At 47.9% G+C, this 23,718-nt stretch carries 15 protein-coding genes and 1 tRNA gene; all 16 read right to left on the reverse strand.

All coding sequences use genetic code 11. The features are described 5' to 3' along the window. Positions 1-49: 49 nt before the first annotated feature. Entirely contained in the window at positions 50-2,362 is a 2,313-nt protein-coding gene (locus K7P76_RS15575) for a glycoside hydrolase family 2 protein (RefSeq protein ID WP_232186231.1), read from the reverse strand. A gap of 11 nt (positions 2,363-2,373) precedes the next feature. Beyond that, positions 2,374-5,076 (reverse strand): discoidin domain-containing protein, encoded by a 2,703-nt coding sequence (locus tag K7P76_RS15580; protein ID WP_232186232.1) that lies wholly within the window; start codon positions 5,074-5,076, stop codon positions 2,374-2,376. A gap of 49 nt (positions 5,077-5,125) precedes the next feature. Further along, complete coding sequence (locus tag K7P76_RS15585) at positions 5,126-6,016, reverse strand: carbohydrate ABC transporter permease (protein WP_232186233.1); 891 nt, start codon at positions 6,014-6,016, stop codon at positions 5,126-5,128. 29 nt (positions 6,017-6,045) lie between these two features. Then, complete coding sequence (locus tag K7P76_RS15590) at positions 6,046-6,945, reverse strand: ABC transporter permease (protein ID WP_232186234.1); 900 nt, start codon at positions 6,943-6,945, stop codon at positions 6,046-6,048. Between the two features lie 75 nt (positions 6,946-7,020). After that, positions 7,021-8,718 (reverse strand): extracellular solute-binding protein, encoded by a 1,698-nt coding sequence (locus K7P76_RS15595; protein ID WP_232186235.1) that lies wholly within the window; start codon positions 8,716-8,718, stop codon positions 7,021-7,023. A 128-nt stretch (positions 8,719-8,846) separates the two neighbouring features. Next, complete coding sequence (locus K7P76_RS15600) at positions 8,847-10,490, reverse strand: response regulator transcription factor (protein WP_232186236.1); 1,644 nt, start codon at positions 10,488-10,490, stop codon at positions 8,847-8,849. A gap of 4 nt (positions 10,491-10,494) precedes the next feature. Then, positions 10,495-12,240 carry a sensor histidine kinase gene (locus K7P76_RS15605; RefSeq protein WP_232186237.1) on the reverse strand — a complete coding sequence of 582 codons (1,746 nt, stop codon included), beginning with the start codon at positions 12,238-12,240 and terminating at the stop codon, positions 10,495-10,497. A gap of 157 nt (positions 12,241-12,397) precedes the next feature. Beyond that, a complete protein-coding gene (locus K7P76_RS15610) occupies positions 12,398-14,329 on the reverse strand; it encodes a DUF4838 domain-containing protein (RefSeq protein ID WP_232186238.1) in 1,932 nt (643 codons plus the stop codon). A gap of 62 nt (positions 14,330-14,391) precedes the next feature. Then, positions 14,392-16,137, reverse strand: a complete 1,746-nt coding sequence (locus tag K7P76_RS15615) for a type 2 periplasmic-binding domain-containing protein (RefSeq protein WP_232186239.1) — start codon at positions 16,135-16,137, stop codon at positions 14,392-14,394. An 81-nt stretch (positions 16,138-16,218) separates the two neighbouring features. Then, on the reverse strand, positions 16,219-17,109 hold the full coding sequence (locus tag K7P76_RS15620; RefSeq protein WP_232186240.1) for a carbohydrate ABC transporter permease: 891 nt from the start codon (positions 17,107-17,109) through the stop codon (positions 16,219-16,221). 23 nt (positions 17,110-17,132) lie between these two features. Further along, the gene (locus K7P76_RS15625; protein WP_232186241.1) at positions 17,133-18,074 is read right to left on the reverse strand and encodes an ABC transporter permease subunit; all 942 of its coding nucleotides are present in this window, start codon (positions 18,072-18,074) and stop codon (positions 17,133-17,135) included. Positions 18,075-18,241: 167 nt separating this feature from the next. Next, on the reverse strand, positions 18,242-20,032 hold the full coding sequence (locus tag K7P76_RS15630; RefSeq protein WP_232186242.1) for a cache domain-containing sensor histidine kinase: 1,791 nt from the start codon (positions 20,030-20,032) through the stop codon (positions 18,242-18,244). 13 nt (positions 20,033-20,045) lie between these two features. After that, positions 20,046-21,761: a response regulator gene (locus tag K7P76_RS15635; protein ID WP_232186243.1), complete on the reverse strand. Its 1,716-nt coding sequence runs from the start codon at positions 21,759-21,761 to the stop codon at positions 20,046-20,048. Further along, a complete protein-coding gene (locus K7P76_RS15640; protein ID WP_232186244.1) occupies positions 21,707-22,117 on the reverse strand; it encodes a type 1 periplasmic-binding domain-containing protein in 411 nt (136 codons plus the stop codon). The genes K7P76_RS15635 and K7P76_RS15640 overlap by 55 nt, the downstream gene beginning before the upstream one ends. Before the next feature lie 401 nt (positions 22,118-22,518). Continuing rightward, on the reverse strand, positions 22,519-22,695 hold the full coding sequence (locus tag K7P76_RS15645; RefSeq protein ID WP_232186245.1) for a hypothetical protein: 177 nt from the start codon (positions 22,693-22,695) through the stop codon (positions 22,519-22,521). A 715-nt stretch (positions 22,696-23,410) separates the two neighbouring features. After that, a tRNA-Ala gene (locus tag K7P76_RS15650) sits at positions 23,411-23,486 on the reverse strand. Positions 23,487-23,718 lie beyond the last annotated feature (232 nt).

Consider the following 23,718-nt stretch of genomic DNA (forward strand, 5'->3'; position numbering starts at 1 on the left):
TCACAGTCCAATTGGATGGCGATGGCCGTTGTTTTCTGCAAAAATAGGCTTACTTGCCCAACTGGGCGGCGTCGAACGAGTGCGGCAACAATGCGATTGCATCGAGCCAGCGCCGGTAACGTTCCAGCGAAAATCCGGGCGAACCCATTAGGTAATGATTGCCGAACGACTTGCCATCTACGGTCCATTCGATCAGCAGCAGCCGCTGCATGCTGTACGGAGCGCGGATTCTGCCCAATTCCGCAAGACCGTTCGCTTCCACGCTGAATGTTCCTTCGAGGAGCGTTTCTCCGCTTTCCGCGTCCCATATTCGGAATGGTCCGGATGCCGCCGTAAGGGAATCGTTGCCGACTTTCACAGCCACGTGCCAGTTCTCCGGTTCGTCGATCATGATGCATACCGGCTGCTGCACCCGCTTGATATAGTGATAAGCCAGCTTCTTCCCGCCGTAGTAATCGACGACCGCATCGGAAAATTGCGGCCAGCCGTCGAGCAAGTTCCACCAGAGGATGCCGCCGCAGCGCCCTTTGCTTAGCCGCGCTTTCTCGATGAAGAACTTCTTCGCTTCCGCCTGCGAAATTTGCGACGCAAGAATGAAGTCCTCCACAGTGTCCGGATGGCCGCCGAACAGCTCATAAATCTGATCCGCCATCAGCTTCACGCGGAATCGGTACGGCGAGTCCGGCCCGCCGACCGGATCGGTGCCGTGCGTGATCCATTGGGGGTTATCCTGCCACGGCCACACGCTCCCGGAATCGAGAAACTTCTCCATCGTGGACAGATTCGGGCAGCCGTGATAGCCCGTTTCGCCGATAAAGTGCATGTTCGCAGATGTATAATAGAGGCTCTTGAAATAGTCCCTCGGCCCCCACAGATGGCGCTCTGGCAAGCAGTCCGGCGTACCAAGCCGATACGCTTCCGGCGAGATGTACGGGGAACTCGGCACATACGGGCGATACGGGTCGCATTGGAACACAGCGTCCTTCAGCACCTTGCGGGTCAGCACATTTTGATTTGGGTCCAGCCCGCGATCAAGGAAAATTTCGTCGCACTCGTTGTCGCCGGCCCAAACCGCGAGCGACGGATGGTTGCGCAGCTTGCGTACGACAGCGAGCGCTTCCTTGCGCAGCATATCCTGAAATTCGAGGTCCTGCGGATACATCGCGCACGCCATGGCGAAGTCCTGCCATACCAGAATGCCGCTGCGATCGCATAAATCGAAGAAAGCATGATCCTCGTACACGCCGCCGCCCCAGCAGCGCAGCATGTTGCATTCGAGGTCGGCGGCCAGCGCGACCGCCTCCGCATATTTACCGGCATCCCGGCTGTGGAACATATCCAGCGGAACCCAGTTCGAGCCTTTGACCATAATGGGAAAGCCGTTCACCTTGAATTGAAACTGCCCGGGACGTTCAAGCGTCGTCACATCGCTGCGCAGCAGCTCCAGCGTGCGGATACCTAGCGTACCCGTACGCGACGCAATCACATCTCCATCGTGGAGCAGCTCTGTCGTCACCGTGTACAGGTTCGCTGCTCCATAGCCCCGCGGCCACCACAGCTTCGGCCGTTCCACCGTCAGCTCCATCGTTCCGTAGGCAAACTTGAGCCCTCTCGTTACCTCGAACAACGAATCCCCGCACACTCCTCGCATGCGAAGCTGCAAGCCGTTAAGCGTTCGCGGTTCAACAGCGAACTGATAGAACACCTGCACATGAGCTTGCCGTTCATTCGCCTTCGTTGTGGCGAAGTGCATGTCGGCGATTTCATTCGGCTCGTGATAGACCAGCTCGACAGACCGCCATAGCCCTGCCGAAAGCGCCCGGCCAAAGATGTCCCACCCGAAGCTGTGCGCCGCTTTGCGAATCCACAGCTGCTCGGCGTTGACCGGGAACGCATAGCTCGAAGGATCATAGGTTCTGCCGAGCGCTGCGATGACCGGCGACTGCAATCGAACCGTCAGCACATGCTCCTGTCCAGGCTGCAGCAGACCCGTCACATCGAAGCGATGTTCGATCAACATGTTGTCGCTGCGGCCGATTTCCTGCCCGTCCAGCCAATACGTAGCTACGCAGTCGACGCCATGAAATACCAACTCGTGCTTAACGCCGGACGGCTCGACTGTAAGTTTCCGCTGATACCACCATTCGTACGTTTCATAAGGCTTCAGCAGATGGATGTTCTCACCCACATACGGATCCGGCAGAATACCGGCGCCGCATAAATCCAGCTCGACGTTGCCAGGCACCGCAGCGGCAATCGGTTTAAGCTCGGATGCCCGCAGCGCGACCGGATGATCAATGTCAAGCTCTCCCTGTTGCAAATAGTACAACTCCCACTGTCCGTCCAAACTTATCATTCTCATCGTGCTGCACCTCAACTGATCGAAGTAACCGTTACGTCCTTATCGGAATGGATGAATACCGGCGCTCCGGTAATCGTGACATTCACGATGCCGCCGCTGACCGGCAAGGTTTGGATGCTGCCATCCGTGTTGACCACTGTGATCGACGATGCCGTTGTCGACAAGTGTGCAGTCTTCGTCGATTCATCCGCAGCCCATAACGTATTGATGTACTGGTTCTTCTGTTCGCTCCAGAATTTGTAGCCGTAATACGGATTGCTGATGCCGGCAACGGCGCTCAAATATTTGGCCGTCTTCAGTTCCCTGATCAGCAGATGATAGCCATAGTAGGCCAGCTTCGGATTGCCATTCCAATCGACGATGCCGAAATTCGTTTCCTGGTCGTTCGGGTCCGTTCCGGAATCCTGGAATGCATACCAACCGATCCGCTTAATATCCATTCCCAAGCTGAGGAGGAACGTGCGAACCAGATAATTCCTCTGCACCGTCTGACTGACAGGAATCGCCCAGGTCGTGCGCGGCAGACTTTGCGTCGTCCAACCCGTACCTACGGAGACGATCGGCTTGTTTCCATCGCCATGATTTGTCATAATCGTACGGATATCGCTTACCTTCTGGATCAGCCCTTCGGGGACGCCGCCGGCGAGGCCTGCTGGCACTGAATCGCCGTACCCAACGAAGGCGCTGAGGCTGAACGCATCGAAATACGTTTTGACCAGATTGCCGTTCTGTCCGTCCGAATTGTAAAAGTCATTGATAAACGTCGTGTTGACTCCTCCGACATCCGGCGCCGTCAGCATATTGTTCGGGTTCGCCGCCTTGAGAACGTCATGCGTCGTTTTCACGACAGAAGCCCACGTAGCCCCTGTATACCCCGAAAATTCGGGTTCATCGCCCGCCTGCCACAAGTACGTTCCCCGCGCATTGTCGGAAGCCAGGTTCTCATTGTTGAAATTGGCGAAGCCGTAGAACGTGACCCCATATCTTCCGTACAAATCAAGCACCCACGGCCAATGCTGCCACCAATGTGTTCTGTATACGCCGTCAAGCTGACTCAGATAGCGCAAATTTTTCATCAGCATGATGTCTTCCTGCTCGCCATGATCGATATATCCGCCTCCGCCGTACGGATAATTGTCAATGGCGAAGATGTCTCCGACCTTCTCCCTAGGATTGCCCAGCGCAGCAGGCGTCGTAATCTTGACTGTCGTCACGTCGGTTCTCTCGCCGTTCTTGCCGACCGGAGCCAACGCAATATAGTACGTTTGCAGGGGCGCCAATCCCGTATAAATGGCCGCCTTGCCGTTCGTTTCCCGCATGCCTTCCGTATACTTCATCTTCGGCGTTTTGCCTACGGTGCTCGTAAAATCGGATGTCTCAATGTACAAGTTATACGATCCGACATCGTTCACCGTTTGATTATAGTCGGTCCAATCCAGAGTGATAGAGCTTTGCGTCAATACATCCGTAGTGATTTCTACCTTTTCCGGCGTTGCATTATGCGGTAAGGTAAGATCGTTTAACGGCCATCCCCAGACAGCGATTTCACCCGTAGTCAATTGATAGGAATCGTTTGCGTTATGCAGAATGAACTTGACGTAACGGGCATTTTTACCGGAAATGCCGTAGGATGGGGTATTGACGTACGTTCCCGCGCTTCTGCTGTTGGTGTTTACCGTGTAGCCCAACGTAGAATAATGAGCCCCGTCGCTGCTGACCTGAACCTCGTAACCGTCCATCCAGTGTTGCGAGTTGGCGTAGGTCCAAACATCCAACGCTCCTATAGCATAGATGTCTTTCAAATCATATATGACCTGTTGATATTTTCCTTGATAACCCCAAACGGAATCAAGGTTGTAGTCGCCGGCGGTGTTCAGGGGGTCGCCGTCCGTTAAATCCGGCCAGCCTCCAGCCCCGTCGTTTTTCGAGTCATTATCGGTAGCGATCGACTGACTGTCAGTCTCAAAAGGCTTGTCCGAGATCCACCGATAGGTTGAATTCGTTGTTATTTTCGGCGTCGATGTATTGTAGGTCCCCGAGGCTCGCAAATACGTGTTAGACAGGAGCGACATCGGCTTTAACGTATTGTCTCCCCACACGGCAACTTCTCCAAGTATCATTTGATATTGGGCGGTATCTTTTTTCGCGATCACTTTGACATATCTGGCGTGAACGGCAGGCTTGATCGCAAGTGTCGTGACGCCTACGCCCGAAGTCGTGCCGTTCGTATTGAGAGTGACCCCGACGCTGCGGTAATTCACGCCGTCCTCGCTGGCCATGACTTCAAACTGCTTCATATAATGCTGCGAATCTGCTGTAGCCCATACTTGTACTTTCGATACTCGATAAACCGCTTTCAGGTCGTAAACGAGCGTTCCGTAGGAGTCAGAGCCGCTCGCAAACGTTCCGAAATTATCATACAGGTTGCTAGGTACGGATCTCCCGTCCTGCATATGCGTCGGCGAGGTACTGTCGGTCGAAACAATGCTTGGATCCGATGCGTATTGGCCTTCCTTTAGCCATGAATAGGAAGCTCCTGTGCTAATCTTTGCCGTCCCCGTCGAAATCAACCAGCCAAGAGGGTTATCGCTGAGCAGCTTTTCCGACACAGACGACGCCTGAGCCACATTCCCTTGCGGCGGGATGACAGAAAACGTTGAGGCGATAAAGAGCATGGAGAGAAAAATCATCCCAGTAAATTTGAACCTTTTCATCAACAATCTCCTCCAATTTGCGAATTTTCGCTGCCGGCCTTCCACATCCCTACTCTTTCACGCTGCCAAGCACAATTCCGGTGACAAAATATTTTTGCAAAAACGGATACACGAGCAGCACCGGCAAGATGGCCACGCAAATTTGCGCCGCTTTGGCCGTTCGGTCTGAGACGTTTGCGAGCATTTCCGCCGTCGATGGACTCACGGAGTTTAATTTCGTCAAATCCACATTGACGATGATCGTCTGCAAATAAGTCGATAAAGGGAAATGTTCAGCATGCCGCATCAGAATTAACCCGTCAAACCAGGAGTTCCAATGGTCGACGACCGTGAACAGCGTAATGGTCGCAAGCGCCGGGAGCGACAACGGCGTATAGATTTTCCATAACGTCGTCCAGTGGCCGGCTCCGTCGATAAACGACGATTCCTCCAACTCCTTCGGCAGCCCGCGAAAGAAGTTCAGCAGCAGAATGACGTTGAATACCGGTACGGCTCCCGGCAATACGAGAGCCCAGATCGTGTCCATGATGCCGTAATTCCGAATCGTCACATACCATGGCATAAGGCCGCCGCTGAACAAAATCGTAAAGACGCAGAACCACGCATACCCGGTGCGAAATCGAAACGACTTCACCTCCTTAGAGAGTGGATACGCCGTCAGCAGCGTCAGCAGCATATTGAGCGACAGACCGATCGCGACCCGCTTCAAGGAAACGACGAAAGCGTGCCCGAACTCCGGTTTGTCCAGAATAAACTGATACGACTTGAGCGTAAAATGAACCGGCAGCAAGCCGACAAGTCCTGCCGTCGATGCTTCTTTCGAGCTGAAAGAGACGGCCAGAATGTGAATGAACGGAAAGATGCAAGATAAGGAGAGCAGCGCCAGAAAGGCGTAATTCAACGTCTGGAATACAGTATGACTTCTCGTTCTATAATGCATGGCTCCTACCTTCCTTAATAAAGCATGACTTAGAAAATCCGATAATTTGCGAATCTGTAGGCCAGCAAATACGAGACGGAAATGAGAATGAATGAAACGACCGACTTAAACAAACCGACCGCTGTCGCTACGCTGTACTGACCATCGCCCATCCCGATTCGGTATACCATCGTATCGATAATATCCCCGCTTTCGTAGACGGAAGCATTGTACAGGTTGAACACTTGATCGAAGCCGGCATTCAGGACGTTGCCTAAGCTGAGCGTCGCCAGGAGGATGATGATCGGCAGCAGCCCCGGCAACGTAATCTTCAGCGTCTGCTTCCAGCGGCTTGCGCCGTCGATGCAAGCCGCTTCGTATAGCGACGGGTTAATGCCCGTCAGCGCGGCGAGAAAGACGATGGTGTTGAAGCCGAATTCCTTCCACGTGTTCGTGGCGACCAGCGTAAAGGGAAACCAGTGATTATCGCCCAGAAAATAGACGGAAGGCAAGCCGACAGCCTTCAGAATCTCGTTGACGATGCCCTGCGACGGCGACAAAATGTCAACTAGAATCCCCCCCAGCAGCACCCAGGAGATGAAATAGGGCAAGTACACGATCGTCTGCACGCTTCGCTTGAACCACATTTTCCGCACCTCGTTCAGCAACAGCGCCATCACGATCGGTACGACCAGGTTCGCCACAATTTTCAGCACGGCGATAAACAGCGTGTTGTACAATACTTGCAGCGTCCCCGGAAGCTGCAGCATGTACTGGAAATTTTCCCATCCGACCCATGGAGAACTGAAAAAATTATGACCCGGATAAAAATTTTGAAAAGCTATGGCGATCCCGGTCATCGGCACATAGCTGAACGCAATCAGAAGCACTACGGTCGGGATCAGCATGACATGCAGCGGCATTTCGCGAATCCATTTTCTCGTCGTCATGATCTCTCCTCATTTATGCGGAAGGGGAAAAGCATGTTCGTACGCTTCTCCCCTTCGTTTTTGTTTCTAGCGGTTTTACTTGGTCGCCGCCCAATCGTCCACTTCTTTGGTAATCGTGTCTCCGCCGGCTTTTTTCCAATTCGCCACAAATTGGTCGAAGGCGTCGAGCGACGCGGCGCCCATAATAATCTTGGTGACCGTTTCCTTCTCCATCTTGTCGAGCGTCGATTGGTATTTGCCCATGCTTTCCGTCGGCGCTGCGGTATACTCCGTTACGAGCACTTCATTGTTCTTGACGTATTGATCGATGACAGAGAATGCGCCTGTAGGTCCGAATACGCGGTCATACCCCCACCCGCTGCTATCTCCGCCTTGGTATTTGACGATGGTGTCGTAGATCGATTTCTGCTCCGAGTTCAGCTTGGAGGTATCCTTCGAATTCAATGCCTCCGTGACGAGTAGATGATTGTTCAGGTTTTTGCGAGGCGGTTCAACCAGAATCGGCGCATACTTGAAGAATTCGATCCCGTTGTCCGTCATATACTTGGTCGCATCGGCTGTCTTGCCGTAGCCTTTCTCTTCGCTCACATTCATCAGCTTGAATACCGCTTCCGGATGAGCCGCGCCTTTCTTGACCACCCAATACATGCCCGTCGGGAAACCGGATTGCTTGAACACCGGTTGACCGTCGGTCGTCGGAAGGGCGTAGGCTTGGAAATCCATTTTCGGATCGTTCTTCTTCCCGTCTCCGAACCACAGCGGCGTCCACATTTGGCCAAAAAACATACCCAGCTTGCCGCTCACGAGCTGCTCCTGAATTTTCCCGCTGTCTTTCGTGCCGAACTCTTGGTCGATCAAGCCTTTCTTGTACATCTCCTGCAGCTTGCCGAGAGCGGTTTTCATTTCCGGTTGAACCGCGCCGTAAGCCAGCTTGCCCGAGCTATCCTTGATCCACATGCCTCCAGGATAAGCATGGAAAGCGTTGAAGAAGCCTTCCAGCCCAGGCCCTCCGCCATACAGCTCATTGGAGACGCCGAGACCGTACGTATCGGCTTTGCTGTTGCCGTCCGGGTCTTTGTTCACGAATGCATCGGCAATCGTAATGAGATCGTCGATCGTCTTCGGCTCCGGCAAATTCAGCTTCTTCAGCCAATCGCTGCGTACCCACAGCAACGGCGTGCCGTCAATCGTCGAGCCGATATGCGGAATGCCCAGCAGCTTGCCGCCCACGTACGATGCCTTCAACTGCACGCCGCCATCCTGATTCAAAATATCTTTCGTTAAATCCGAGGCGTATTTCTCGTAATACGGCGTCAAATCCTCCAATTGGCCCGCTGCCGCCATCTGCTTGTATTGCGCCGGCAGGACCTGCATAAAGTCCGGCAAATCTCCGCCGCCGATGGCGACGTTCATCTTCTGAATGTACTGATCGAGCGAGCCGAAGAAGGACCAGGCCGTTTTCAGCTTGATGCCGAGCGTGTTCTCGTACTCTTGGGTCCACACGTTGTTATCCAGCGACTCGCCGTCCTTGAATTTGAAAGGCGCCGAGTCCCAATAAATCGTACTGACTTCAATCGGCGGATCATACTTCGTCAGAGGACCGTCTTCTTGCTTGGTTTCCTGACTGCTCGTTGCTGTAGCGGATGGCGCCGCTGATGCTGACTCTTTGGACGCGCTCGAGCCTTGCGTATCCCCTTTGCCGCATGCCGTTGCCGCGAGCATGAGTACAATTGCGCCGCTTAGCGCCGCGAGACGCCAATTTCTCTTTGCCACTTCGCTTCCCCCTCCAATTATCGTAGGTCGAAGAACATTCTTCGATGTCCCTAGTATAGAAGCCCCGAACGGGGGATTCTATAATCCGCTTGTGACATCGATAGACTTTTCATGTCTCGTTACTCTTGTCACGTTCTATGAGAATCCCGGTAATCCATTGGCGTCATATTCATATATTTGCGAAAGAAGCGGATGAAGTAAGCGGCAGACTCAAACCCTACGGCGGAAGTGATGTCCTGCACTTTGATATCGGTTTCCAACAGCAGCTGTCTCGCCTTATGCAGCCTGGCCTCCATGATCGTGTCAGCGAGGCTTTTCCCGCTCAACTGCTTGTACACCCGCGACAAATAAGACGGGCTAAAGGCGACGTAATCGCTGATGCTGGTGACGGACAAGCTGCTGTCCAGATGCTCGTCAATATACAGCCGAACTTTGCGAATCAATTCGTGTTCGCTTTGCTGCTTGTCCTGCGCTTTGATTTCCCGGAGCCGTTCGGCCAGCATGCGGACATCGCGCATGGCGGCGCTCCACGAGCCGTGCGCTTCTAATTTGTACAGCTTGTTCAGGTCGAACTGGACAGCCAGTCCGTCGATCAACCTCTCCCGTATCGCATAACTCATAAACGCCGTTACGATACTGTAGTAGGCGGTCACTCGGAACATATCCGGCATTTCCGTCAACGCTTCAAGCAATGTGTCCAGCTCTTGCAGAAGCGTATCTCCTTCTCCCTGATTCAATCGCTCCTCTAGCAACATCATTCGTCTCTGCAGAGAAAGCCGTTTAAATTCCTCTCGGTCTTGGGTCTTCTCAGCAGCTAATGCACTTTCGTTCAGGATGACTTCCGAACCGGTCCCGAAGGAACGATTCAGCATCCGGTAGAGATCATCCATCTTATTCGGCGCTTCGCTCCACGGGATTGCGCAGCCTGCGGCAACGAACGAGACGGGCAGCTTCAACAACTGACGGCATGTGGCTTGCACCGACTCCAGCATTTGAGACACGAAGCGAATGGATGAGGTCCAAATCTCGGCTGAAACGGAGTGTCCTGTACGGTCTGGCTGCAGCAGCCACACGATTCGAGAATCGTCGGGCAAATAAGCGATCAGCTTCATCCGCGTCGACAACCATTCTGCAAAAATATTTTGCACCGCGTTCGTAAGCAAGACCCGATCGGACAATGAAAAATCCTCTTGCCAGACATCGACCCTTCCAACGACAAGCAGCACATGCGCTTGCGGATCGAGCGGCAGCTGTAATTCAGCGCATTGCCGTTCCATTTGGCGAAGCGCCCGTGCCTCCCCCCTTAGAAGTTGCGCCAAATACTCCCGTTGAAGCGCAGGCAGCGCGAGCTGAAGCTGCTTTCTCGCCAACGTCATCATGGACTCGGCTTCTATCGCTTGTTCAAGTTGTTTTACCGCTCTGCCAATTGCAATTAGAATAGCTTCGTCGCCATCCGTTTTCAGAACATAATCCACCGCTTGGTGGCGAAGCGCTTCGAGCACATAGCTGAAATCGTTATAACCGGTCAGGAAAATGACTTTGCAATGCGGCCACCGTTTCACAATCTCTTGATGCAGCTGCAATCCGTCCATCTCAGGCATATTGATGTCGGTCATCACAATATCGAACTTGTACCGTTCCAGTTTTTCCAACGCTTCCTTGGCTGATTCGGCGCCATGCACCTCGAGACCCCACGCTTCTTCTTCCTTCACTGTCCCGACAAGTCCGTTTACGATGAAAGGTTCGTCATCCACGATCAATAACCGATACATAAGATCACTCCTCCTGGCTACTCACCGGTATCGTCATGATGACACGCAAACCACCCATGTCGCCGTAGGATGCTTCGATGCCATATGTTGAACCATATTTTAACTGCAGTCTACGATGGACGTTAACAATACCGGTCGTTTCCAAATTTCCGCCTGCTGCTTGCAGATTGTACTGCAGCCATTGCAGCCGTTCATTTTGAAGCGTTGTACCGTTATCCTCGATCATAATGTGGAGCTTGTCTCCAGAACGTTGAAACTGAAGCTTGACGATTCCGCCTTCGCTTCGATCCTTCAGCCCGTGTTCATATGCGTTCTCCAGAATGGGCTGCAGAATGAGCCTTGGCACCACAACGTGCCGGCAATCTTCCGGCAATTCATCCGCTTCCGTTCGGATTCGGTTCGAGAACCTCAACATCTGGACCCGAATGTAAGCCATTGTATGGCCAACCTCCTCCTCCAGCGTGACTTCATCTGCCGTATTTCTCGTAATAAAGCGGAAATACTCGCCTAAATATTGCGACGCCGAAAGCAGGTTATCGACATCCAACGCTTTCGCCATGCGATGAATCATAAAATACGTGTTATACAGAAAATGCGGATTAATTTGCGATTGCAGCTGTTTTAATTCGGAACGTTGTGATCGAAGGCGTGATTCATACACTTCCGAGATCAATTGTTTCATCTTGCTGGTCGTCGAATTGAACTGGGTGTACAAATATTCGAACTCGTCGTGATTGCGATGGCGGATTTCGATGTTTGCATCTCCGCTTTCCAACCGTCGGAAAGCGGTTACTAATTTACGTAATGGCGCGTGAATGACTCGGTAAATGTGATAGGAGAACACAATAACAATGAGCAAAGACGCCCCCGACAACACCCAGAACCAGTTCTGATACGTACGCAGCGAACCGAGTATAAGCTTCTCGGGCACATACGTTACCAATGTAGCATCTAACACATCCGATTTTTTGGAGAAGATCAGGTAACGTTGGCCTTGAACGGTCATCCTTTTGCCATCGGTGTCCGTTGGCATAGGTCGAACAAGGTCGTTGGTTATGGCATCCAATATCGAATCGTTGGGATGCCCCATAATCCGCCAACCTTGCTCTCGGTTGAAAAGCATCGCGCCGGCATCCGGGTAATTGGAAATGCCATTCAGGAATGCCGATACTTGAGCTTCATCTACTTGCACTTGAATTATATACATCGGATCTGGTCCGTATAAACGGGGATCCGGATAGGTCACATTCAGATAGAGATGATGATCCCAATAGACAAAAGGGGACGTTTGCTTCCCGGAAAGGGCGGCCAGTTCTTTGACTTGCTGCTGCGGCAATTCATCCTCAATCGTATAGGTGTAGATCGTTTTCTTTATTGCTGGTATATAGGCAAAAGCTTCCTTTACGTATAGGCTGGAGCTCTTTAACACATTCAATTTCGCCTGTATTCGCTGCTGCGCCAACATATTCTCATAAAAAGAATGCGTGAAAGGAATCGCACTCAAATTATTGATATCGTCATCAATCATATACTGATTTTGCAACTTCTTGATCCGTCCAATCTCGGCTTCGAGCGTCTGCATATAGAACGCGATTCGAGACGACATGGAAAGGGAAATTTCCTTCTTGACATTCGATTCGCCGATTTGATGAATACGCAAGCTAATTACATAGAGAGGAACGATGATCAGCAAAAACGTGCCAAGTAATTTGGGAAGGATAGAGATGTGGAAGAGCGGTTTCGGTAACATAGGAATGACTCCTTGACGTTAAGATGAGGATCTAAGGCATTGATGAGACGAATAGGTTGAGTATGTCACGTTTGATTGAGGTCTGATCTGCCGATGTACAAACGACCATCACCGTCCGATTGGATGGCGATGGCCGTTGATTTCCGCAAAGATAGGTTTATTTGCCAAGCTGCCCGGCGTCGGACGGGTTCGGCAACTTTTGAATGGAATCCAAGAAATGAATTTGGTCGCCGCATAGGTGTCTGACGAAAATACCGTCTCCGCCAGCAATGCCTTTTATGCTGTAGGGAATTTTTTCGATCCTGTTTTTCGTTTCGCTTATTAAGCTTTTCGCGATCTGAAGATGAGTCTCCAACAAGTCGTTGTCCGCATATCCTCCCTTTTCATACAGGAATCTGCCGAGCATTTCATGATAGATCGCTTCCGCTTCCATGATCGTAATATCCAAGATGTACTTTTCTCTGATGAGTCTAATTTGTTGCTCGTCGCCACTATTTTTCATTAACTCTTTTATGACGAACATCCCGCTATTCAAAAGCTCGATACTTTTTTTGATTTGTTCGATATGTTTTTGGTAGAAATCATAATTCTGGGGCGGGAGATTCCTTAAGTCTTGAACAAAACCCTCATATTCGCAAAATGTCAAAAACCCATATGAAGCTTGCTCAAGCCTGTTGTAATACAAAATCATCTGCTCGGCGATACCCGGAAAGAGTTTGGAGCAGAACTCCCTTAATCCTTGGGAATAGTCGTAATTTGTGTTCCATGCCGCTTTCACAAATACATGCATATTAAATTCATAGGCCCACCAGCTGTATCGCCCGAACATCAGGGAAGTGATTTTGCCGATCCCGGCCTTTCGATAATCCTTCAAATCCTGAGCAATAACCGACGGGATGTTGATTTTCATTTTTCGGAACAAAATCATGTCATCGTAATACTCGAAAACATAGCTGTTCTCGCCAAATTTCCCTACGACATCCTTGAGCTTCTGAAGATAAACAGCGTTTCTTTCGCATGAGCTATCCCCAATGCTGTGGGAATAGCATCTTTCCCTTGGAGCAAAATAGCCGATCACATTGTTTTCCGGAGCTGACGTGATTTGGGCCATATCCAGCGTATCGTGATACAAAACCATATCGATCTTGACTTCGGGAGCTATTATTGCGATTCGTCCCGCAATCCTGTTAATCACATTCATAAGCTGCTGGGCTGGGGAAATCGCTTTGCACCGTTCGCATTCGCACCAGCTTCCCTCCATCACATCATCGAAAAACAGATGAAGGAGATCGATTTCAGGGTGTTTCTTCAACACTTCTTCTAACCCGCTCACAAGCATCTCAATGGTTTCATCGCATGATCCGCAGAAATTTCCGTCTCGCCTTCTCTCGCCATTCTTTTCCCTGAACAGGTACGGTTTTTGTTCAAACAGATTCCTGTCAATCAGGTCTTGCACGCCATGTCCCCCATGTTCGTAGAGCATGCCTCGCTTTTTGATTTCACCTTTTACGAATTCAATTCCTTCTATTTCTTTCAAAGGATGACTGTGGATAAAAATCGCGTTTATTTTGTTTTTGCAGCACCAGTCAATGAGTTCCGTTATTTCCATTTTCCATATATCCGAAGGCTCTTGGTGGCTATCTTCGGTAAAGCTCCTGATTGCAAAATCCGGATTTTCCAAGACGCTAAGGTCATCGATGCGGATATCGTGAAGTGAAGGAATAAACTCCCCGCTTTCGCCGGGATAAAACCATCGGCACCCTATCATCTCCAATAAGGAGTATACCGCAAACAAAAGGCCTCTTTCAGCACGGCTCGACAGAATTAATTCGTTATTCACGCTCTTGATGCAAAAACCGTCATCTTTCAATTGTTCAAAGCCGGGATCATAATGGGTTTCATTCTTGCACCAATGCATACTGCCAATATAGATCGCGGCGTGGCCATCTACCCTCTTTCCGCTAACCGAAACCCGGCAGCCTGATATTCTTAACAGATATTTCTGCAGTTCCTTTGCCGCGAACAAAGCAACGGGCGTTTGTTCGACCACGATGCTGGCACAAGCGGCACCCTGTTTAATAATAATCATCCTGGCCTCCATATGAATCGGGACGGTCATCAGCTCTCACAAGCGTTGACCGCCCTTTCTTTTTATTGAATAGCAGCGGCCTGAGCCTTGGCGTCATTCCATGCTTTTGCATACCATTCAAACACTTTGTCCGCGCCGGCTTTGTTATATGCAGCGATAGCCTGCTTCTGTTTTTCTGCAAATTCGGCATCCGATTTGGCAAGTACACTTTCAGCGGATAAACGGGCAGCCAGGTCTTTTAATTTGGCTTCCATTCTTTTAATGTCATCCGGAGGAGATGGCAACAAACCTAAAGCAAGCGTATTTTGGTCTTTTTGGTTTTTGTTTTTCCCGCTTGCCAGCTTTTGCGCGAATATCTCTGCCGGGTATTTTACGCCATAATGATCGGAATAGTCTTTCTGCATGGGATTCGCTCGACTCGTGTATACTTCCGGGTCCTGGAACAAATCCAACGGCGCCCCGTCTTTCGGGTGAATCGTATACCCGTTTATCCCGGTCAAATTGCCTAATACCCCAATGAGTGTATTGATCCAAGCGTCTCCGCCGGCGATTTGCAGGTCGATCGTTTCCTGCTTTAACCGGGCCTTGCCGTCAACCCTTTCCCAATGAATGCCTTCTACGCCGCTGGCCATCGTTCTGGAACCGTCATACGACCACAAATAGTTTAATAAATCCATTGCACGATCAGGCGCTTTGGCGTTCTTGGTGATGGCATAAAGCTTATCGCTGTAACCTAGAACTTGGTTTGACCCGTGCCACTGAAAGCCCCAATCCAATGGTATTGCAATAAATCCTTTTCCATCCTTGGCGTTTTTGGAATTATAGTCGCCCATCATCCAAGTTGCAGGACCATAAAGAAGCTGCCCGTTTGTCGCTTTTGCGGCAAAATCTTCACCTTTCTGCAATAGAGCATCCGGATCGAGTATGCCGAGCCTATTGGCCTTATTGAAAAACGAAACGCTCTTCCAGAAAGCGCCATTCGTATCGGTAAGCAGATTGTTTGCTTCGTTGGTGTCCCAATGATATCCAGTTACCTCACCCGCCAACGGCGTGTTTCCATAAATCGGACCCATTGCGAATTGATACGACCAATTCCCCCAATCGGTCCATGCAGAAACCCCGTATACCTTTTTTCCGTCATCCGTTGTCGGATGTTTCTTAACCATTTCGGCAATCGTTTGAAGAAGATCATCTTCATTTTTAATTTCGGGATATCCCAGCTCTTTATAGTAATCCCAACGCAGTACCGGACCTACAGGATCTTCAAATCCCATTCTATCCTGACCTACCTGCGGTGGTAGAAAATACGTCTTATCCGTTCCGTTGCTCCAGAACTTCTTGCTGAAAGCAACGGTTTTCGGGATCGCTTCCAGGATGTTCTGCCCATTGGTTTGAAGCAGATCGTCGATCGGAATGACATTGCCGCCTTCTACCAATTGTTTGATATACGCGGGACCGCCTCGAATGATATCCGGCAAATCGCCGCTGGCAAGCATGACGTTAAATTTATCGCTGTCCGCATCTATAATTTCCAGGGTAACGCCTGTTACCTTCTTAATTTCCTGCTGTATCGCACTATCATGGTAATTGTTCCATCCCGATGCTCCCGGTTCAGGAACAAGCATCGTTATTGTGATGGGCTCCTTTGCCTTCGGCGCATCGCTTGATGTTTCCGGCTGTTTCGTCTGGACTGGGGATGCGCTTTCACCCTTTTTCCCATCCACCTCTCCCGAATTTCCGCTACAAGCCGATAAAACCATAGTCAATAATAGAATGAATGCAACTGAAATCAACATCGACTTTCTCATCTGATGACCTCCAATAGTATTATCATTTCTATATGATTAACGGTGCCTGGGCCCAAACACCGAATAATCCGGATTTGCCTGTCAACCCTTGACTGCGCCAAGAATGAGTCCCTTTACAAAGTACCTCTGCATCGAGGGATACACACATAATATCGGCAGCGTCACAACCATCGTAATCGTCATTCTGATCGTTTCTGGCGTGATTTTCCTGACAACGGTGCCCCGGGCTAAATCTTCTTTGGAGGCGGAAGCAATTTGGCTGGCTTGGTTAAAATATTCAAAAAGCACCAGTTGCAGCGTCCTAAGCTTCGGGTTCTGAACGAGAAGAAAGTTATCGATAAACGAATTCCACTGCGTTACGGCGGCAAAAACCGCTATCGTGGCAATAATTGGAGTGGATACTTGAAAGATAATTTTCGTAAAAATCGTAAAATACCCGGCTCCATCGATTTTGGCCGACTCTTCCAGTGCCGGCGGAAGCTGCTCCATGAAAGTCTTAAGTAAAACGACATAAAATGCCGAGATTGCGGAAGGGACCACGTAGAGCAAAAAATTGTTGTTTAAGTGATACATCTTCATCGTAAGATAATAGGGAATAATTCCGGCATTAAAATACATGGTAATGATAACGAACCGATAAATTATTTTTTTGTATGGCAGTTCCTCTTTTGAAACGATGTAGGCGAATAATGAACAGCTGAACACGGTTATTCCGGTACCGATTGCCGTTCTAAGAACGGAAACGACAAAGGAATGAAACATGTTTTTAAGCTGAAATATCTCGATGTAATTGTTTAAGGTAACCTTGGCCGGAAGGAGCGTAATCCCTTTTTGCGCTTCAACCGGGTCGCTGAGGGAGTAGATGAAAATATAATAAAAGGGATAGATACATATAATAAACAAGAGGGTGAGCCCCGCGTAATTCAAAATATTGAATATCCGACCGCCTAAGTTGTCTTCCTTGATTTTCATTTCTCCCAACCCCCAATAAATCCCTATATAATGCTAGTGCCTCTAGCTTTTTTGGAGATGTAATTCACGCTGAACAAAAGAATGATGCTTATTACCGTTTTCAACATCCCTATCGCCGTAGCATAGGAATAGTCGCTTGTAACAATTCCTAGTTTGTAAACGTAATAGTCAAGAACTTCGATTTTGTTTGAAACCAGACTGTTATAAAATACAAGATACTGCTCAAAACCGGCTGAGAGTATATTACTGACCTGCAGAAGCAGGAGGACGAAAAAAGTGGAGCTGATACCCGGGAGTGTGATATGAACAATCGACTTAAAGCGGCTTGCTCCATCTACTTTTGCCGCATCATACAGCTCATTGTCGATACCCGCTATGGCTGCGATGTAAATAATAGATCCGAACCCGACGTTTTTCCAAATGTTGATTGCCGTTTGAAACGGCCATACCGTCCCGCTATTTCCCAAAACATTCAATGGCTCTTTGATGATATGCCAGTTTATCAATACCTTATTTACAAGACCTTCCGAAGAAATCATGGAAAAAGCAAGCGAGAATACGATTACCCAACTAATAAAATTCGGAAGCGTCGTTGTCGTCTGAATGATTTTCCGAAACCTTTTTGATTTTACTTCATTTAGAAGTATGGCCAATAGAGCTGGAAGAGGAGAACATAGGATAAGAAGGAAGCTAAGCGTAAGAGTGTTTTTCAGGACACGGATAACATCCTCTCTGCCCTCCGTAACCAATATTCGAAAATAATCCAACCCGACGAATGGCGTTTTGTCCAACGGAATTCCCGGTTTAAAATTATAGAAGGAATAGATCCACCCGAATAGCGGCACATAGCTAAAAGCAAAAACAAGCAAAATAAAAGGAAGCGCCATCCACAACAAGATTGCGCCGTCCCTTGATTTTTTCTTTCCGATAATTCCTTTTCTCAAACTTACCCATGACTTTGCCACAGTTCATCTCTCCTCTCTTCGATGATAGTAAATAAATTCAGCGAGGATGAGAATGAAATTATCATTGATTTTATTGAACAATTCCGCAATGGCCTACGGAAATAACAGGTCTTTGAATCATAAAGTGAATTTTTTTACGAAAAGTTGAACTTTCTTGAGCACATTCTTTAATCAACCCTTTTGGGCAGGAGTATGGACACCCTTGTCCCTTCGGAACCGGAACTCTCGACCCGGACTCCGTATGGATCGCCGAAGCTAAGAAGGATTCTTCTATTCACGTTATAAATACCAATACTGGCACTATGATTTTTTGATTTCAGTTTATTCGGATTATCAAGCGTTTCATTGATTTCGATTAATTTTTGAGGGTCTATTCCTCCTCCGGTATCCGAGATCGTGATGATGAAATCATCTCCATTTTCTGTTCCGTCAATGGTCAACCCAATATCATTTCGATGGTTTTTCATGCCGTGTATAACCGAATTTTCAATAAACGGCTGCAAAATAAACTTCAATATTCTGCATCCAAACAAGTTTTCAGGGATATTTAACTCGAATCGGATTCTATTACCGTATCGCCAATTCATAATTCTCAAATAATTTTCGAGATACTCGATCTCTTCTTTTAACGTACACATAGGTTCTGTATCCTTAAAGGCAGGTCTCATCATATTTCCAAGCGCAACAATGCTTTCATAAATATTTTTAGCTTTAATCATGGCAGCCATCCACTTTATCATATTGAGAGTGTTATATATAAAATGGGGGTTTATTTGCGACTGCAATGCTTCAATTTCAAGCTTCCTTTTCTCCTCCTGAATTTGGTCATTTTTACTTATAAGCCCGACTATGCTTAAGGACATTTCATTAAATCTCTTGATTACAACTCCAACTTCATTATTCGGAATCCTTGAGAATGTCAACCCCAGCTTACCGCTGCTCAAATCGCGCATTTTACCCGCCAGCTTATTCAAGGGCTCCATCACCTTTCTTAGCCAGTAGAAAGATGCCATAAATATAAAAAGCATACTAAAAGAAAAAATGATCACGATAATTTTCTGCATGGAAAATAATTGGCCTGAATAGATAGCCAAAGGGATCTCTCTTACAATATGCCAATTTGTATTTTTGAGCTTATAATATACAATTTGCACCTGTCCGTTCGTTTCTTTAGAAACATAGCTGCCAAAATTGGCTTCCTTATGAATATTGGATGCAGCCGGACTTATATCCCCGATATTGTTCCCATCGCTGCTTGAAATGATCTCGCCTTTGTCATTGATAATGTACATGTTGCCTTCTTTCGAATCTACCGTTGCGGAATAGGCAGACGCAAAATTTCTCTCGGCAATATTAAAAATAAGAATTGCGCTTTTTCTTGTGTCATAGATCGGTTTCACACCTCTAACCACGCTGATTAGATGAGCTTTGCTATTGCTGATATTTGGATTGAAATAGGTTTCGTCTTTACCGCCGTCAAGAACAAGGGCAGGAAATGAAGCCGTGGCCTTCTCAAAAATCTCATGCTGGGAAGCATTGTCGACCACTTCAATCTCCCTGCTGATCAAGATGTTTCTTGCACTTCCTCCAATTTCGCCGTTATTCTTGGTAAAAATATAAATGGAATTAATATAACTGTAATTCGAGATGAAATCCGTTATTCTTCTCAGTATGCTTTTTTGTGTTTCAATCGCAGCAATTTCATCATTATTCACGTTAGCCATAAGAAACTGCTGAACATGGTCATCCATAATGAAAAGCTTGGACAGTCTGTCCACATCGGTGATTGTAGCCGTCATATTTTGTTCCAACTGATGGAACTGCTGCAGAATATACTTCTCGTTCTGCCCTTTGACGATATCCAGCATAAAGGAATAACTGAAGTAGGATCCGACTGCAAGAACAACAAGGCTGATAATCATAAAATAAAGGATTAACTGGGTACGCAGGCTATTCATAAAACTATTCTGCTTAATCCTCGATACTATCCTCATTTTCCATATCCCCAGTCCATTCTTTCATCAACTGCTTGCGGAATTCATTAGGACTCAAACCCGTACTTCTTTTGAATACTTTGCTGAAATAGGTATGTTCGGAAAAGCCGACTTCATCCGCAATTTCATAGGATTTCAAATAAGTGCCTAACAAAAGCTCTTTAGCACGCTCAATACGCACATGATTCAAATATTCGATAAAGTTAACCTGCAATTCTTTCTTAAACAGATTGCTCAGATAGCTCGAGCTTAAATTGACATATTCCGCCACCTGAACCAAGGAAATATCTCTCCCAAAATGGTTTGCTATGAATTGCACAGCCATCGATACTTCCTTGCTTAGCTTTTTTTTCCTCCGCGAATTTCCTAAGGCGTCGGAAACGTACGTATTAAAATCCGCAATCATTTCGACCAGCGTATCGCATTGCTGAATTTTACGGTTGTAGTCCAGTACGAGTGCACTGCCATGGTCGCCATTCGAATATAATGCGACTGAAATCCATTGAACCAGCTCGCAGAAAAATTGTTGAAACGACTTTTTATCATCCGGCAAACGATTTACCAAAGAATCGATTTTTAGGTTGATCTTCATGGTTTCTTGCTCGCCTAACAGCTTGGACAGATCCGGCAAATGCTTTAAACCATCTATTTTTTCAATGACTTCTCCCTCTGATCTATGGCTGGTCGAGGATAAAAATAAACCCGTACCCATAAAAAACTTTTTTTCAAGCGCTTTCAAGGCTTCATGATACATCTTCCCAAACGAAGGAAATCCGTTGTGGATAGAGCTAATCCCAAAGGATACGGACACGCTGAAATAACTGCCGATGACTTCTTTTATTCGATTTAAAATACCATAAAGTTCCTGATGCACGGCCTGTTCGCTTACGATGTCGCTAAAGCTGAATATAACGATATAGTGCATTTCATCAAAATAAAACGCTTCTCCCCTGCCGCAATTACCCAGAATCTCCTCCAAAATATTCAATAAGGACATCTTGATCAATTGCCCTTGTTCATCCCTGAACTTTTCCTCCAGATCCTTATAATTGTCTATTTCCATTGAACACAATATCAATCTTGCAGGACTGAGGCGCAGCTTTAATTCGTTAACGTAATTGCCGAATTCTTGTGCGGAATAAATGTTGTAAAACACGAAATCCTTGAGAAGCTTTTCTTTTACTAGATGGGGGCTCGCCTGAACGATAGGTTTAGTTGGGTTCGAGTTATCGCGTAATTGCAATTCATGAACTGTTTTTTGTAAAACCGTTTCCATTTCTTCTTCTGTCATGGTCAGTTTAATCATATAATCCGAAACGCCAAGTGACACAGCTTTTCGCGCCAAGTCAAACTCTTCCATACAGGTTAAAACAATGATTCTCGTTATTTTATCCTTTTCTCTGATTTTGGAGATTAGAGCCATACCGTCCATGTCGGGCATTTTTAAATCCGTAATCACGATATCCGGATTTTCTCGAACATACCATTCCCATGCTGTCCGACCATCCGACGCGTCAGCAACGACAGTCATATTAAATTTATTCCAATTTACTGAATTTCTTAATCCCAGCCTCACAAGCATTTCATCTTCTACAATTAAGACTTTATACATGCAGAACCCCCTTGCTGTGCTTATCATTACCGATTGAATTGGAGAATCTCGCCATGCACCGGGTAGTTGCGAGGTTGCCACAGCTCTCCTTGATTGTTTTGCGCGATGAGTCGCTGGTAAGCTTTTTTCGCCATCTCTTCCATCGGTTGCTGGTAGACGATCATTGGATACTTGACCATGTCTGGGAGAAAGTCAATGACGGCCAAATCTATATCCTTCCTTCCACGAGATTCCAGATAATGAGCCGTTGCCAAACCGATTGGACCATTGCAACACAAAATTTTCGCCGGCAGTGCTTTTTCTTCCCAAAGCCGTTGCAATAGAGAGTTCGTCTCCTGCTCGACATCTTCACCCCACGGAATCCGAAACAGCTTGCCGCTCCCGCCGCTGACCTCGATAAACGCCTGCTCTCGTTGATGCTCGCTCGGTAAATTCAAACCTTCATAGCCAATAAAGAGGATTTCTCCCGCATAACCTAAGCACAGTTCCTCGTAGAGAGATGTTACCGCGTGAAGGTTGTCAAGCCCAACCTAGTCGGGCCCCTGAAAATCTTGCTTAAACAAAACAAGCGAACCGTTCTCCTCCGCCACTCTCTCGAAGTGTTCCATGAATGAGGAGAAAAATGGATTGTGCACCGGCGCCACCAAGGCAATAATTTCAAGGGAACTAGAGAAACCTCCCCTCCGAAACGAAAGTGCCTTCCAGGATTTGTTTAACAATCCGGTCTTTTAGCGTTAAGTACAAAGACATCCCGTTTCGCCCAACCTTTCTTGACACTATGCATATAACTAACATTGGAGCACAAAACGGGATGTCTTGCAATATAGACATGACTACTTCACTTCGTCTGTGCTTGCGATATCTGATCGGACGGCAGACGGGCAATCGTTTCCGTCGGAATCGTCCCTTGTGGATTATAGTTAAACTCGTCAGTCCCCCTTACCAGAAACGCTTTGAATTGCGGAGCTTTAGACAAATCGCATCTCACATTCGTACCGGAATAACGTACGGTCAACCCGTTGCGCCAGCGGGTGGAATAGTTCGCCGGAGATCCGTGTTAATCGTCCGTCAATATGTTTATAGTCGATTTCTAGTTATTGCCGTACAGGTCGACAGGAAGTCTCCGGCAGGGCCTGAAGCAAAATTCCTCGTGACAAAATAAAAAAGACCTTCCTGAATTCAGAAGGCCATCATTTACAAATTGGTGAAGATTAGCGGGATATTGAAACTTCGATTAACTTTGCTGACGAAGACTTTTCAACGATGACGATCTTAGCGGTAAATTTTAATGCCATGCTCGTTGCAGCACCCCACAAAGTGACGACAAGCTCCGAAGCTTATTCCGATTACTTTGCGGGGACCCCGATGAGCCGGCTTCCTGCGCGCGGAACGCCCCAGTTTGGTTCGATTTACGCCTTGCTCCGCCAAACAAAAAAACACACCCGAAGGTGTGTTCGATTTAATGTTTGGTGGAGATTAGCGGGATATTGAAATTCTGTTTAACTTGCTCACGAAGACTTTTCGACGATGACGATCTTAGCGGTAAATTTCAATGCCGTGCTCGTTGCAGCACCCCACAAAGTGACGACAAGCTCCGAAGCTTATTCCGATTACTTTGCGGGGACCCCGATGAGCCGGCTCCCTGCGCGCGGAACGACCCAGTTTGGTTCTATTTACGCACTTCCGCCAAAATAAAAAACGCATCCTACTGGATGCGTAATAGTTGATTTTGGTGGAGATTAGCGGGATCGAACCGCTGACCTCTTGCATGCCATGCAAGCGCTCTCCCAGCTGAGCTAAACCCCCACGATAACTGGAAATGAATCTCTAACAAAGTAAAACCCCGTCTTAGACGACAAAAATGATTTTATCACAATGGAGGCGGGGATGTCAACGCAATATCTCCTAAACTGTTGTTGTGCTGTGATAATGTCACCCTATAACTGTTCTGAGATAATGTCACTATGGGACAGGAGACAGTGACATTGACCAGAGCAGAGATGAAGAAGGTATTAGTGGTGGAGAAGATCTTTGGGGG

Source organism: Cohnella silvisoli, assembly GCF_021190915.1.
Classification (GTDB): Bacteria; Bacillota; Bacilli; order Paenibacillales; family Paenibacillaceae; genus Cohnella; species Cohnella silvisoli.

Bases quoted from the DNA above. Each gene is read 5' to 3' on its own strand.
- K7P76_RS15575 (WP_232186231.1), bottom strand. From the start codon at position 2,362: ATGAGAATGATAAGTTTGGACGGACAGTGGGAGTTGTACTATTTGCAA.
- K7P76_RS15580 (WP_232186232.1), bottom strand. From the start codon at position 5,076: ATGAAAAGGTTCAAATTTACTGGGATGATTTTTCTCTCCATGCTCTTT.
- K7P76_RS15585 (WP_232186233.1), bottom strand. From the start codon at position 6,016: ATGCATTATAGAACGAGAAGTCATACTGTATTCCAGACGTTGAATTAC.
- K7P76_RS15590 (WP_232186234.1), bottom strand. From the start codon at position 6,945: ATGACGACGAGAAAATGGATTCGCGAAATGCCGCTGCATGTCATGCTG.
- K7P76_RS15600 (WP_232186236.1), bottom strand. From the start codon at position 10,490: ATGTATCGGTTATTGATCGTGGATGACGAACCTTTCATCGTAAACGGA.
- K7P76_RS15605 (WP_232186237.1), bottom strand. From the start codon at position 12,240: ATGTTACCGAAACCGCTCTTCCACATCTCTATCCTTCCCAAATTACTT.
- K7P76_RS15610 (WP_232186238.1), bottom strand. From the start codon at position 14,329: ATGATTATTATTAAACAGGGTGCCGCTTGTGCCAGCATCGTGGTCGAA.
- K7P76_RS15615 (WP_232186239.1), bottom strand. From the start codon at position 16,137: ATGAGAAAGTCGATGTTGATTTCAGTTGCATTCATTCTATTATTGACT.
- K7P76_RS15620 (WP_232186240.1), bottom strand. From the start codon at position 17,109: ATGAAAATCAAGGAAGACAACTTAGGCGGTCGGATATTCAATATTTTG.
- K7P76_RS15630 (WP_232186242.1), bottom strand. From the start codon at position 20,032: ATGAATAGCCTGCGTACCCAGTTAATCCTTTATTTTATGATTATCAGC.